We start from the raw sequence: 14,181 nt of genomic DNA on the forward strand, positions 1-14,181 counted from the left end.
ACTCATGCCATGGCGATCAAACAACTGATAAAACGCACCAGCGGCTGGCTCTATCTCAACTCGTCAGTGGGACGCAACCAGCTGCATGGCGCCGGGGTCATCCTGATGCTTCACCGGGTGCTGGCCAATGACCGCGCCGCCAATCTGCCGCACCGCAATGAGCTGTGCGTTGGCCCGCAGGCGTTCGAACACCTGCTGGTGTGGCTGCGCAAGCATTTCGATTGCGTGCCGCTGATGGAATTGCTCCAGCCCAACGCCCTGCGCACCGAGCGTCCGCAAGTGGCGTTGACCTTCGATGACGGCTGGCGCGACAACGCAGTCAACGCCTATCCGCTGTTGCAGAAATATCAGGTGCCGGCGAGCATTTTTCTTTCCACCGATTTCATTGGCAGCCGGCAACGCTTCTGGTGGGAAAGCGTGGGCGAAACGCTGTGGGGCAGCCATGGCGAAAAGGCGCGCATGCATCTGATCGAGCACCTGCGTATCACCGGCCATCCGCTGCCGGTGCTGCTTGACGATATCGATGTCGACCGGCGCAGTCTGGCGCTGCTGCATTATCTGCAAGGGTTGAAGTGCCTCGAACCGAAGGAACTCGAACGTCTGACCGAGGAATGCCCGCCGGAGTCAATGCCGCAAGCGCTGGACTGGCACCAGGTGCGCGCCATGGAAGCATCCGGTCTGGTGCGTTTCGGCCCGCACGGTGCCAGTCATTCGATCCTCACCGGACTGGACGACGATCGTCTGCACGAAGAAATCAGCCGCAGCCGCACTGCCCTGCACAATGGCTGCAATCGGCCGTTGCCGGTGTATTGCTACCCCAACGGCGACAACGATGAGCGCGTCCGCGAGCAGGTTGCCAATCATGATTACCCTTTCGCTCTGGGCACGGCCAGCGGCCTCTATCGAGGCGTCGGCGATCCTTTGAACCTGCCTCGCTTCGGCGTCAGCCAGCGTACCGCGCGCAATCCTGAACTGCTGTCGTTACGGATCTTTCGCGGGGCACGGCCATGAGTCGAGGCAGCTACATCAGGCATCTGGCCCTGAGCATGGGCACCAAACTGGCAATGATCGCCTTGCGTTTGCTGCGCAACGTCTTGCTCGCACGGATTCTCGGCCCCAGCGAACGCGGCTTGTTCGCCCTGCTCAGCACTTTGCCCGACTTGATCAGTGCGGCCACCAGCGGCGGGTTGAATTCGGCGGTCGGTTATCAGGCCGCCAAGCAGCGGCCGATGGGTTTGTTGCTCAGTCAGGTCCTGGTGTTCGGTTGCCTGTTGGCCGGGTTGCTGACTTTGCTGGTGGTCGCGCTGGCGCGAGAATTTGGCAGCGAACTCGATGTCACGATGCAGCTCGGTCTGCTGGCGTGGCTGTTGCTGCTGGCGGTACCGCTGACAGTGCTCAAAAGCGGCCTGCTGACATTGCACAACGCCTCGGGCGGCGTGGTCGCCTTCAACGTCCTGCGCCTGATCGAATCGCTGGCGCCGCTACTGCTTTTTATCGCGCTGTTCTGGATGTGGAAAGAGGCGGCACTTGAAGCGGCACTGATCAGTTGGCTGGCCGGTATCAGCCTGGTGGTGCTGGTGGGCTGGATGTGGCTCAAACGCGCACAGCCGCTGCAACTGCAATGGGATCGGGCGAGCCAGACTGAGCTGCTGCGATTCAGTGCACGCAGCCATCCGGATCTGCTGTTCCAACAGGTCATTTTGCGCTCCGACTACCTGTTTATCGGCGCCCTGCTGGGCAGCACCGCGCTCGGCCATTACGCCATGGCCAGCGCCGCCGCCGAACTGTTGCTGATCGTCCCGGAAGCGGTCACCACACCGCTGATGAAGCGTCTGCTGCAACAGGACAAGGGCATGGACAAGGTCACTCCGCTGGCGCTGCGCCTGACCGCCACGGTGATGCTCGGCGCCTGCGTCACTATGGCGCTGATCGGCGAATGGTTGATCGTCACCCTGTTCGGCGCCGCCTACCAACCCGCGTATCCCGCTTTGTTGGCCTTGCTGCCGGGGCTATTGGGCCTGTGCTACGCGAGCATTCTGCGCCTTGATCTGCTGGGCAAGAATCGCCCCGGCACGGTGTCCCTGCTGATGGGGCTGGGCGCGCTGCTGAATCTGGCGCTGAACCTGGCGCTGATTCCGGCGTTCGGCATCGTCGGCGCAGCAGCAGCGTCCTCGATCGCCTATCTGGCAGTGACCCTGGCGATGCTGGTGCTTTACTGCAGACTCAGCGGCGTACCGTTCTGGCACACGCTGTTCATTCTGCCCGCTGACATCAGCCCGGTGTGGCTGATCTTGCACCGCAGGAAAGCCGCATGAAGCGCCTGGCCCTGCTGCTCGGACTCGGCATGACGCTGAACGTCTTCGCTGCGCCAATGCAGTGGGGCGACATCCGCGACGGCAGCCTGTATCTGCAGGCCGATCACCCGGATACGGTCACCGTGCGCTGGGTTCCGGCATGGCAGGCGCAGGCCAATGAAGAGCATATCTATCTGCTCGACGGCCACGGCCGCTTGCAAGGTGAGCGATTGATAAAGGCCAGTGAGGTTCGCGGCTCGCAGCGCTGGTCCCTGGTGCCGGGAGCTGCCGGTTATCGCCTGGAGATTCCCGGCTACAGCTTCCGCAGTTATCGCGTCGAGCATGACGACAAGACCGTGGCGCTGTTCAGTCCGGCCAAGGTGCATTTCAGTGTCGAAACCCGCAATGGCGATGAGCTGTTTTTCCAAGTGGCACCGGGAGAACACGCGGTGCTGAACGGCAAATACCATGGCGGCGTCAACGCACTGCAAGCACAGCGCGTGAACGATGGACAACAGCTGTCGCTGGCCCTCAAGCCCCACCGCGCCTATTGGCAATTCGATCAAGTGGCCCTGCCGGTCAGTGATCGGGCTCAGGTCTGGCGCTTGCGCCTGCAGGGCAGCGGCAAAGCGGCGTTCTGGCTCGACGGCACGGCCAACCTGTTTGCGCGCAATCCACAGCAGCTCCAGCCTCTGCGTGAAGAGTCGGGCCAGGTCCGCCTGACTCTGCACGATAAGGTGCTCGGGCGCACCCCGGATCTGGGCATTGCCCTGCCCAACCTCATGCCGCCCGCAGCCAGCCATGGCGCATTGGATGCCTTGAAACCGAGTGCGGCGAGTTATTACAGCTACGTTGACCTGACTTCAAAAAATGCCCGTTTCGAAGACCCGGTTCGTCAGCTCTATCAGACTCGCTTCGGCATCCGCCAGGACATCACCCTGCTCGCCGGCACCGGGCGTCAGGCCAATTTGCGCGCCGACATGCAAAGCAGCAACGGCCTCGACGCCTGGCTCGCCAGCACGCGCGCACTGGGTGGTCAAGGCACGCATTACATCGGCTTCGCCGACGAGCCGAACTTAAATTATTCGAGCTATGACGATTATCGGGCGATTTTTGTCAGCATGGCGCGCCAGGTGCGCAGCGATCCGGCCAATGCCCGCGCCGGTGTGCGCATCGCCATGCCAGCCAGTTCGCGGCTGGTCAACGGCCCCTTCGCCAATAACGCCGCCGACAAACGCGGGATTGATTGGGCACGGCGTCTGCTCAGCGAATCGCCCGATCAGATCGACGCACTGGCCTGGCACGAATGGATGATCCGCGACCTGCTCGCCACCCGCGTCTACCGCGACAGCGTGCGCCGCGCCGCGGAACTGGTCGGGCTCGACGACAAAGGTCAGCCGCGCAAGGCCTTGCTGCTCGATCAGACCAACATATCCAGCGGCTCCAGCCTGAGCCCCTACGACCAGGAAACTCACTACGCCGCGCTGTGGTGGACCTCGGTCGTCATCAATGCTTCTCAGGACGGCTTGCTGACCATGCTCAACTGGTTTCAGGCAGCCGACGAACCGCCCTACGCCAAGGGCATGGTGCGCATATTGGGCGGCGATCGCTTCGAGCTGAAACCGGTGGGCCTGGCCCAGCAATTCATCGCTCGGCACTGGTTGCCGCACGTGCTGCAACTGGATAACGACGCTTTCGAAGTGGATGTGCTGGCGATGGCCGGCGACGAGCAGCGCACTTTGCTCGGGGTGAACAAAGGCACACGCCTGCAACGCGTTGATCTGAGCGGCGCCAAGTGCCCACTGAACCACGGCGCCCTGCATTTCTTCGGCGCTGACAATCGTGCCCGCGACGCACCGTTCGCCTGTGAAAACGGGCGCGTGCGTTTCGAGTTACCGGGGCAAAGCCTGTTTGCCCTGACCTGGAACGCTACATGAACCGCCCTTCTGCCCCGCGAGCGTCATGCTGCGCGTGGCACCTTCATCAGGAGAAGAGACCATGGATATTTTGCAAAAACTCAGCGGACACATCCGTCGCGAAGGCCTGCCAGCGACCTTGGCGAAGATCCGCAGAAAGTACATTTTTGCCCATCGGGAACTGCTGTGGATGGAGCGGGATCTGGTCAGCCCCGTGCCGCCACACAGCCTCAAACCCTACCCGCCGCTGCGGGTAATGCAGATCACCGCAGACAACGCCAGTGCCTTCACCCGTTACTTCGGCGACCGTGTCGGCGTCATGGCCGAACTGGCCAGTGAAGGCCACACCGGGCATATGCATGTCGACGCGCAAGGCGATGCCGTGGCGTTCATCTGGGGCACGCCGCGTGATTATTTTGATCGGCATTACTACGGATGCCGATTCCCGGTAAAACCCGGCGAGTTTTTCGAGTTCGGTGGCGAAATGGCCCGCCCCTACTGGGGCACCCAATTGTCAGTCGATGTGCAAGTGCGCCTGTGGAAAGCCATGGCTGTCAAAGGCTGCAGCAGAGTGGTCGATGTCTGTGAGTCGAACAACATCCCGGCGCTCAAGCTGCACCTGCGCATGGGCTATACCGAACAACAGCGGATCACGAATATCTACACGCTGTTTGGGCGCTGGCGCTTTTACCGCGAAACCCGCTACAGCGGTTCGCGCCTGAAGGCGCTGCGCAAGACTTCCCGTCCACCCGTCAAAGCAACGGCGGTCTGAACCTATGGCGATGCGATTCGAATGGCGCACGTCCCTATGCGCTGCCGACTTCCCGGCAACCGCCTATGAAACGCTGCGACTGGGCGTGACCGACCATACGCCGTTCAACAATCTCGGCTGGTTGTGTGCAGCGGAACAGGCGCTGGGCGAGGATCAGCGTCTGCACATTCTGCTCGGCTGGGAAGCCAGAGAATTGCGCCTGTGCCTGCCGCTCGTGGCCAGCCGCGAACGCTTCGCTGGCCTGCCGTTTCGGGTTTTGCATCACTTGGGTTATCCGTTGGCCGATCGACTTGCCTTGCTGTCATTGCTCGGCAGTGAAGACATGCACCGGGCGCTGCTGCTGATCCGTCAGCGCCTGCCCCACGCGCTGCTACAACTCAATGAACTGTCGGAACCTGCCGGGGAAGAAAGTGCCCTCACCGATTGGATGGCGCGTAGCTCCACTGCTGAACGGCGCCTGAGTTGCCGGGTACCGGTGCATCTGATCAGCGACGCCGACCAGCAGGAAGTATCCGGCGACCCGCGCTACAAACTGCGCCGGGCGCGCAAACGGATTGCCGCATGCGGCGCCCAGGTGCGACGAATCACCCCCGATGCGCTGTCGATGCCCAAGGTTTTACAAGCGCTGCAGGAAGTCGAGTCAGTGAGTTGGAAAGGTGATGAGGGCGTCGGGATTTTCGCCAGCGAACGCAGTCGTCAGTGGATCCAAAGCGCGTTCACTGCCCTCGCCGCTCAAGGGCTGGTGCGGGTGGTGACGCTGGAGCTGGACGGCCGCTGCATCAGCTATCGGCTGGGCCTGCTCGAGCAAGGTCGACTCTACGACTACAACCTCGCATTCCTGCCGCAATACGCAGATCTGGGCAGCGGCCGCGTGCTGCTTGAGGAGTGGATTCGCTGGGGCCTGGACGAGCAATGGCACTGGATCGATGCCTCGCGGGTCAGCCTGGAGAACTCCAGCCATCAGTTGCACGAGCGCATGACCGGGCAACTGGAGCACTGGCGCTGGAGCTTCTACTCATGGCGCCCCAGTGGCCTGCTGCTGGGCCTGGGTTTACGTCTTTGGTACTGCGTCAAACCGGCTCTGCAAAAAAGACGCGCACAGCGCGCTGGCAAGCCGACAGCGGCAAATACATCCACCACTCAACCGGCAACACCATCCATCACACCTGGGCTAGGGCCTCGGAGAGCATCATGAACGCCATCGAAAAACTGCTTCTGCGCATCAAACAAAAAGGCCTGCGCCGCACCCTTGGCGCTTTCGGCAAACGTTACGTCTTCGCTCACCGTGAATTGCTGTGGATGGAGCGCGATCTGGTCACGCCGATTGCGCCGAACAAACTGCGTCCTTGTGAAGGTTTACATAGAGTCGACATCACCGAGGACAACGCCAGGGCTTTCAGCAAGTACTTTGGTGACCGTGTGCAGACCATGGCCGAGTTGGCCGCTGAAGGGCACACCGGGCACATGTACCTGGACCAGGAAGGTCACACCGTCGGGTTCGTCTGGGCCAGCACTCGCGACTACTACGACCGCCACTTCTACCGCTACACGTTTACGGTCGAGCCTGGTGAATACTTCCAGTTCGGTGCCGAGATTACCCGGCACTATTTCGGCAGTAGCTTGACCGTCGATGCCCAGACCGCACTGTGGCAAGTCATGTCTGCCCGAGGCTTCAAAAAAGTCGTGGATATCTGCGACAACGCCAATATCCCGGCCCTGAAGATGCATGTGCGCCTGGGCTATAAGGAACAAGGGCGGATCACCCATGTTTACGACCTGTTCGGCCACTGGCGTTTCTTCCGCGAAACGCGCTACAGCGAGTCAAGGCTGGAGGCACTGCGCAAGCCGGAAAGACCGGTAGTGACCGCTACGGCACAGGCCTGATCCGCTCTGGATATTTTCGGCGGTTTTGATGCCGCCATCGCGAGCAGGCTCGCTCCTGCAATGGAATGCGTTTCCCTGTGGGAGCGAGCCTGCATGCGAAGAGGCCAGTAGCTGCACCCGAAGCTCTCACAAGCGATTGGCTGGTTGCCTACAAACTGTGACGACACTTCCAACATTCGGAAAAGATTTGGCCGACTGTTTATCCGTATCCACTTGGATACAGTCGACTAATGACTTATCTTATCAAGCAAACTGCAACATTCCAGGCTTGGCACCGTTCGATCAGAGACTTGCGCGCCAAAATGGCTATCGCCCGTCGTATTGATCGGGCTTCAACAGGTAATCTCGGCGACTCCAAATCGGTGGGCGATGGAGTTTCTGAGATGCGTCTGGATGTTGGCGCGGGCTACCGGGTGTATTTCACAATCCGCAATGGCGCAGTAATTATTCTGCTGGCCGGAGGCGACAAATCCTCACAAAGCGCAGACATCCGACGCGCACAAAAAATGGCAAAGGAGGTTTAACCATGAGCCAGACTTTGACGAATTTCGACATGGTCGCGCTGCTCGACAGTGATGAAGCCATCAGCGAATACCTGTCGCAGGTGCTTGCAGACGGAGACAGCGAAGAATTCCTTCGCGCAATCGGTTACGTGCTCAAGGCCAGAGGTATGACGCAAATTTCCAAAGACTCAGGCATGGGTCGTGAAAGTCTCTACAAAGCTTTCGCTCCCGGAGCGAAGCCTCGATTTGACACAGTGCTGAAGGTGATTCATGCACTTGGCATCGATCTTTGTGCACAGCCAGGGCATGTGATCAATCACTCCATTTCGTGAGTTCTGTAGCGGCCAATAGGCCGCCATCGCGAGCAGGCTCGCTTCCACACTGGATAGTCGCCGTACGCAAACCAATGTGGGAGCGAGCCTGCTCGCGAAGAGGCCAGTCGTCGCAATAAGATTCTCAGGCCTTGCTTGCCACCAGGCTAAAGCACATCGGCATCTGCGCCATTCGCTCAATCGAAAAACGCCGGTTCCCTGAGAGCCCCACCATCAAAGATTCACATGACTCTGGTTAAGCTTCTCACGCAAAAACTCCACCAGCGCCTGCACCGGCCTCGAGGCCTGACGGTGCTGCGGATAAACCGCCGACAAGGTCAGCGGCTCTGGACGCAAATCATCCAGCACCGGCAGCAGCCGCCCATCCTTCAGCGCCGCGCCGACGATGAAGGTCGGTAAATAAGTAATCCCCATCCCCTGCACCGCCGCGTCTCGCAGCAGTTCGCCGTTGTTCACGCGCATGCGCCCGGCAACGTTGACCAATACCGGTTTGCCCGGTGCTTCGTTGAAGCGCCATTGCACCGAGCGGCCATGGCCGTACGGCAGGCAGTCGTGACTGTGCAGGTCTTCAGGTTTGAGCGGCGTGCCGCGTTCGGCGAGATACGCCGGGCTGGCGCAATAGACCCGTTCGATGCTGGCGATGCGGCGGGCAATCAGTGTCGAGTCTTCCAGCACACCGATGCGCAACGCCAGGTCGTAGCCCTCGCCGAGCAGGTCGACCGGACGATCGCTCAAGTCGACCTCAACCGTGACCTCGCGATATCGCTGCAGGAACAACGGCAACAGACACCCCAGATGCGCGACGGCAAACGACAGCGGCGCGCTCAAGCGGATCGTGCCGCGCGGCTCGGCGGTTTCGCCGGCGATGCCCTGCTCGACCTGCTCCACCTCGCCGAGCAGCCGTAGGGCCGACTCGTAATAGCTCTGCCCGAGCGGGGTGACGTCAAGCCGGCGTGTCGAGCGATTCAACAGGCGCACACCGAGGCGCTCTTCCAGTTGCATCAAGCGCCGGCTGACGAACTGCTTGGACAAGCCCAACTGATCGGCCGCGGCGGTGAAGCTGCCGGAGTCCATGACCTGGCAAAAAATACGCATGTCTTCGAACGGGTTCATTGTCACTCCCTGGTGGACAGTTAAACGCTTTATAGCCGCTTTTTCGCTTTTCAGCAGCCCATTAATCTGTGCTCACGGTGTTGCTGAGGCCGCAAACCCAGTGCCACAGCAGCCCGAAACTCAGGCAAACAATCAAAATTATTCAAAAGGATTTCCACCTATGAACATCGTCAAGAAAACCCTCGCCGCATCCCTCCTCGCCCTTTCCGTCAGCAGCGCTTTTGCCGCAGGCAGCCCAGGTGTGGAACACAACACTCAGGCATTCCTCGACGCCCTCGCCGCTGGCGGCGGCCGCCCGCTGGAGCAACTGAGCCCGAAAGACGCACGCGCAGTGCTGACAGGTGCCCAGGCTTCGGTGAAGGTTGATCTGTCCGGTGTGGAAGTCAGCGACAAGGCGATCAAGGTCGATGGCCAGACCATCAACCTGAAAGTGGTGCGCCCGGCCAAAGTCAAAGGCGAGTTGCCGGTGTTCATGTTCTTCCACGGTGGCGGCTGGGTGCTGGGTGACTTCCCGACGCACCAGCGTCTGATCCGTGATCTGGTGGTCGGCTCTGGCGCTGTTGCGGTGTATGTCGATTACACGCCGTCGCCGGAAGCGCAGTACCCGACCGCAATCAACCAGGCTTACGCCGCGACCAAATGGGTGGCCGAACACGGCAAGGACATCGGTGTCGATGGCAAGCGTCTGGCAGTGGCCGGCAACAGCGTCGGCGGCAACATGGCGGCGGTCGTGGCCTTGATGGCCAAGGAGCAGAAAGCCCCGGCGCTGCGTTTCCAGCTGTTGATGTGGCCGGTAACCAACGCGCAGTTCGATGACGGCTCGTACCAGCAATTCGCCGACGGCCATTTCCTCACCAAGGGCATGATGCAGTGGTTCTGGGACAACTACACCACCAACCCGGCCGAGCGTGCGCAGATCCATGCGTCGCCGCTCAACGCCAGCGCCGAACAGCTCAAGGGACTGCCCGCTGCGCTGGTGCAGACTGCCGAGTTCGACGTACTGCGTGACGAAGGCGAAGGCTATGCACGACATCTGGATGCGGCTGGCGTGCCGGTGACCTCGGTGCGCTACAACGGGATGATTCATGACTTCGGTCTGCTCAATCCGCTGAGCCAGATTCCGGAAGTGAAGGCCGCGGTGCGTCAGGCGGCGGCTGAGCTGAAGACTCATCTGAATCCATAAAAGCAACAGATCGCAGCCTTCGGCAGCTCCTACCCTGGAATACCATTCCCTGTAGGAGCTGCCGGAGGCTGCGATCTTTTTTCTCACTAGCGTCGCGGAGGACCGGTCATGACTCTTTTCTACGCCCACCTGCTGTCCTGGAGCACCGTGCTGTTGCTGCTCGACGCCGCCCTCTGGCACTTCTCGCCCTTCACCCATCGCGCGCCGCGAGTCGCTGTGCGTCTGGTGTTGTTTCTGGCGTTCACCGCGCTGGTGATCAATGCCGGTGTCAGCCCGTTGCAGGCACCGCTGTTTGCCGACGATCGCGTGGCGCAATTGGGCGCGACGGCGCTGGGGATTCTCTGGTGGTTGTACGCAGCAAGGGTACTGACCGAAGTCATCGGCCTGGCGCTGATGCGGCGCATCGGTCACAGCGGCCGCTTGCTCCAGGATGTGATCGGCGCATTGGTGTTTCTGGTCGCCATCGTTGCGGCAGCCGGCTACGTACTGGAACTGCCGGTCAAGGGTTTGCTGGCCACCTCCGGAGTGGTCGCCATCGTCGTCGGCCTGGCTCTGCAAAGCACCCTCGCCGACGTGTTTTCCGGCATCGTCCTCAACACCACCAAGCCGTATCAGGTGGATGATCTGGTGATGATCGACGGCGTCGAAGGCAAGGTATTCGACATCGACTGGCGCGCCACGCACCTGCTGACCAGCGCCGGCACCATGGCCGTTGTACCGAACTCGGTAGCGGCCAAGGCGAAGATCGTCAACCTCAGCCGGCCGAGCAACATGCACGGCGTGTCGATCAGCATCCAGGTGCCAAACCACATTCGCCCGCGTCGGGTGCTCGATGCGCTTGATCGCACTTTGCAAGGCAGCAGTTCGCTGTTGCTCAGTCCTGCACCGAAAGCCGTGCTCAAGGAAGCCGGCGAAACCATGTCGGAGTACGTCGCCAGCGGTTTCATCGCCGAACTGGGCAAGAAGAGCGAAGTGCGCAATCAGCTGTTCGACCTCGCCCACCGGCATCTGGAAGCGGCGGGCATTTCGCGGCATCCCGACGGCGTGATCGAACCGTCGAGCCGCGCTCGCGCATTGCTGGACGAAGTGAAAATCTTCCGCTCGCTGAGCAGCGAAGAACGTGATCGCCTCGCCGAATCGATGGTCGCGCAACAATACTCGGCGGGTCAGGTGGTTCTGGATCTGGACGAAGTGCCAGACAGCCTCTTCGTGATTGCTACGGGCGTGGTCAGCGCGACGGTGCCGGAGGGCACTGGTCAGACCGAGGCCGGACGCATGGGGCCGAGCGAGGTGATGGGCGAGCAGAGTATTCTCGCCGATACGCCGTCGCAGGCAACGTTCACGGCACTGACGTCGAGCATCATCTACCGCCTCGACAAGCAGTTGACCCGGGAATGCATGGACAAGCGCAGCGAAGTCGGCCGGGCCTTGAACAAGTTGCAGGCGGTGCGTCAGCAGAACAGTCGCCTCGCGTTGATGGCCAAACCGGTGGCGGTGAAAAAAGGTGGTTTTTTGGGGTGGTTGCAGAAGCGCTAACAGCAAAAGATCGCAGCCTGCGGCGGCTCCTACAGGGAAAATGCGTTCCCATGCAGGAGCTGCCGCAGGCTGCGATCTTTTGATCTTACTTGGCGGTGAACTTGGTATAGCTGTTGATCAGGTTGCGATAGTTGGGCAGACGCTCCGACAGCAGATGCGCCAGGCCTTCCATGTCGTTGCGCCAGTCGCCCTGCAGCTCGCAGGCCACTGCGAACCAGTTCATCAGGTGAGCACCGGCTGCCGACATGCGCGCCCAGGCGGCTTGTTGCACGGTGGTGTTGAAGGTGCCCGACGAGTCGGTTACGACAAACACTTCGAAGCCTTCAGCAATCGCCGACAGGGTCGGGAATGCTACGCATACGTCGGTCACTACACCGGCGATGATCAGTTGCTTGCGGCCAGTGGCCTTGATCGCTTTGACGAAGTCTTCGTTGTCCCAGGCGTTGATCTGGCCTGGACGCTGAATGAACGGCGCGTCCGGGAATTGCTCGAGCAGCTCAGGGACGATCGGGCCATTGGGACCGGCGTCGAAGCTGGTAGTCAGAATGGTTGGCAGCTTGAAGAACCTGGCGATGTCGCCCAGTGCCAGCACGTTGTTCTTGAATTCGTTCGGCGAGAAATCCTGCACCAGCGAGATCAGACCGGTCTGGTGATCGACCAGCAGGACGACGGCATCATCTTTGTTCAGACGCTTGTAAGGAACGCTCATGGCAAAACTCCTGGATGGATGGTTGTTGCGGGAAGCGCCGGCCCTGATGACCGGCGCTTTTTTCAAACTCAGAACGCGAAGCAGGAACAGCCGAATGCGCCCCAGAAACCGGCGAAGTCGCTGACCGGCGCGTTCGACATCCGCGCCTTTTCATGACTGTGAGTGTGCACGGCACACGGCCCGCTGCACTGGTGAACCTGCGCCTGCAATGGCGAGTTCGGGCGCCAGTGGCCCGGAACCTTGACCACCGGCGACCAGTCCGGCAGCACCGGAATCGAACGCGGGCCGAGGTCTTCGAAGTCGCCGGCGGCGTAGACAATCTTGCCGCCGACCACGGTCATCACCGACTCGATCCACTTGATCGCTTCTTCTTCAACACTGAAGAAGTCCGCGCTCAGTGCCGCCAGGTCTGCCAGTTGGCCGATGCGAATCTGGCCCTTTTTGCCCTGCTCCGAAGAGAACCAGGCACTGCCGTGGGTGAACAGCTCCAGCGCGGTGGCGCGTGGCAAGCCTTCTTCGTACAGCGCCAGACCGCCAACGGTGCGGCCGCTGACCATCCAGTACAGCGAAGTCCACGGGTTGTAGCTGGAAACGCGGGTGGCATCGGTGCCGGCGCCAACCGGCACGCCTTCAGCGAGCATGCGCTTGATCGGCGGCGTGGCTTCGGCGGCTTGTTTGCCGTAGCGATCGACGAAGTATTCACCCTGGAACGCCATGCGGTCCTGAATCGCGATACCACCGCCCAACGCTTTCACCCGCTCGATGTTTTGCGGGGTGATGGTTTCGGCGTGGTCGAAGAACCACGGCAGGCCGTTGAACGGAATGTCACGGTTGACCTTCTCGAACACGTCAAGCATGCGGCTGATCGATTCGTTGTACGTGGCGTGCAGACGGAACGGCCAGCGCTGCTCGACCAGGTGGCGCACCACTGGCTCCAGTTCCTGCTCCATGGTCTGCGGCAGATCCGGGCGCGGTTCGAGGAAGTCTTCGAAGTCGGCGGCGGAGAACACCAGCATCTCGCCCGCGCCGTTGTGGCGCAGGAAGTCGTCGCCCTGGTGCAACTTGACGCTGCCGGTCCAGTTCTGGAAATCGGTCAGCTCTTCTTTCGGCTTCTGGGTGAACAAGTTGTAGGCGATGCGCACGGTCAACTGGTCGTCTTTGGCCAGTTGTTCGATCACCTGGTAGTCATCCGGGTAGTTCTGGAAACCACCGCCGGCATCGATCGCGCTGGTCAGGCCGAGGCGATTGAGTTCGCGCATGAACTGGCGGGTCGAGTTGACTTGATATTCCAGCGGCAGCTTCGGCCCCTTGGCCAGCGTCGAGTAGAGAATCATCGCGTTCGGCCGTGCCACCAGCATGCCGGTCGGGTTGCCGTTGCTGTCGCGCACGATCTCGCCACCCGGCGGGTTCGGCGTGTCGCGGGTGTAACCGGCCACGCGCAGTGCGGCGCGGTTGAGCAGCGCACGGTCGTACAGGTGCAGGATGAACACCGGAGTGTCCGGCGCGGCCTGGTTGATTTCTTCCAGGGTCGGCATGCGTTTTTCGGCGAACTGGAATTCGTTCCAGCCACCGACCACGCGCACCCACTGCGGGGTGGGCGTGCGATCGGCCTGATCCTTGAGCATGCGCAGCGCATCGGCGAGCGACGGCACGCCTTCCCAGCGCAATTCCAGGTTGTAATTCAAACCGCCACGAATCAGGTGCAGGTGCGAGTCGTTGAGGCCAGGAATGACGCAGCGGCCCTTCATGTCGACCACTTGCGTGGCGTTGCCTTTAAGGGCCATGGCCTCGGCATCGTTACCGACGGCGACGAAGCGGCCATCCTTGATCGCCACGGCGCTGGCCAGTGGTTTTTCCCGGTCTACGGTATGAAATTGGCCATTGAATAAAATCAGATCGGCACTCATCGCAGTTCCTCAAGCAAAAGTGAAAAGAAGCA

13 protein-coding genes are annotated in these 14,181 nt (G+C 61.0%); 10 read left to right on the plus strand and 3 right to left on the minus strand.

Annotated elements, in window-relative coordinates:
• Window positions 1-9 precede the first annotated feature (9 nt).
• From VNV36_RS17190 to VNV36_RS17225, 8 genes are all read left to right on the plus strand, one after another.
• Window positions 10-1,011, plus strand: a complete 1,002-nt coding sequence (locus tag VNV36_RS17190; protein WP_325718796.1) for a polysaccharide deacetylase family protein — start codon at window positions 10-12, stop codon at window positions 1,009-1,011.
• Window positions 1,008-2,315 (plus strand): oligosaccharide flippase family protein, encoded by a 1,308-nt coding sequence (locus tag VNV36_RS17195; protein ID WP_325718797.1) that lies wholly within the window; start codon window positions 1,008-1,010, stop codon window positions 2,313-2,315. The genes VNV36_RS17190 and VNV36_RS17195 overlap by 4 nt, the downstream gene beginning before the upstream one ends.
• On the plus strand, window positions 2,312-4,231 hold the full coding sequence (locus VNV36_RS17200) for a hypothetical protein (protein ID WP_325718798.1): 1,920 nt from the start codon (window positions 2,312-2,314) through the stop codon (window positions 4,229-4,231). The genes VNV36_RS17195 and VNV36_RS17200 overlap by 4 nt, the downstream gene beginning before the upstream one ends.
• 61 nt (window positions 4,232-4,292) lie before the next feature.
• Window positions 4,293-4,982, plus strand: coding sequence for a GNAT family N-acetyltransferase (locus VNV36_RS17205; protein WP_325718799.1), 690 nt, complete (start codon window positions 4,293-4,295; stop codon window positions 4,980-4,982).
• Window positions 4,983-4,986: 4 nt separating this feature from the next.
• On the plus strand, window positions 4,987-6,177 hold the full coding sequence (locus VNV36_RS17210) for a GNAT family N-acetyltransferase (RefSeq protein ID WP_325718800.1): 1,191 nt from the start codon (window positions 4,987-4,989) through the stop codon (window positions 6,175-6,177).
• Window positions 6,174-6,866, plus strand: a complete 693-nt coding sequence (locus tag VNV36_RS17215; protein WP_325718801.1) for an N-acetyltransferase — start codon at window positions 6,174-6,176, stop codon at window positions 6,864-6,866. Before VNV36_RS17210 ends, VNV36_RS17215 begins: the two co-directional genes overlap by 4 nt.
• Before the next feature lie 230 nt (window positions 6,867-7,096).
• On the plus strand, window positions 7,097-7,390 hold the full coding sequence (locus VNV36_RS17220; RefSeq protein WP_325718802.1) for a type II toxin-antitoxin system RelE/ParE family toxin: 294 nt from the start codon (window positions 7,097-7,099) through the stop codon (window positions 7,388-7,390).
• Window positions 7,391-7,392: 2 nt separating this feature from the next.
• Window positions 7,393-7,701, plus strand: a complete 309-nt coding sequence (locus VNV36_RS17225; RefSeq protein WP_325718803.1) for an addiction module antidote protein — start codon at window positions 7,393-7,395, stop codon at window positions 7,699-7,701.
• A gap of 213 nt (window positions 7,702-7,914) precedes the next feature.
• On the opposite strand, the gene VNV36_RS17230 is transcribed toward VNV36_RS17225, so the two are convergent.
• Window positions 7,915-8,814, minus strand: a complete 900-nt coding sequence (locus VNV36_RS17230; protein ID WP_325718804.1) for a LysR family transcriptional regulator — start codon at window positions 8,812-8,814, stop codon at window positions 7,915-7,917.
• Between the two features lie 160 nt (window positions 8,815-8,974).
• On the opposite strand from VNV36_RS17230, the gene VNV36_RS17235 reads away from it, so the two are divergent.
• Entirely contained in the window at window positions 8,975-9,997 is a 1,023-nt protein-coding gene (locus VNV36_RS17235) for an alpha/beta hydrolase (RefSeq protein WP_325718805.1), read from the plus strand.
• Window positions 9,998-10,105: 108 nt separating this feature from the next.
• The gene (locus VNV36_RS17240; RefSeq protein WP_325718806.1) at window positions 10,106-11,533 is read left to right on the plus strand and encodes a mechanosensitive ion channel domain-containing protein; all 1,428 of its coding nucleotides are present in this window, start codon (window positions 10,106-10,108) and stop codon (window positions 11,531-11,533) included.
• 85 nt (window positions 11,534-11,618) lie between these two features.
• Here VNV36_RS17240 and ycaC read toward each other — a convergent pair whose 3' ends face one another.
• Window positions 11,619-12,242, minus strand: coding sequence for an isochorismate family cysteine hydrolase YcaC (gene ycaC / locus VNV36_RS17245; RefSeq protein ID WP_186623210.1), 624 nt, complete (start codon window positions 12,240-12,242; stop codon window positions 11,619-11,621).
• Between the two features lie 68 nt (window positions 12,243-12,310).
• Complete coding sequence (locus VNV36_RS17250; protein ID WP_325718807.1) at window positions 12,311-14,149, minus strand: amidohydrolase; 1,839 nt, start codon at window positions 14,147-14,149, stop codon at window positions 12,311-12,313.
• Window positions 14,150-14,181: the final 32 nt, after the last annotated feature.

It is taken from the genome of Pseudomonas sp. (assembly GCF_035554175.1).
GTDB lineage: Bacteria > Pseudomonadota > Gammaproteobacteria > Pseudomonadales > Pseudomonadaceae > Aquipseudomonas.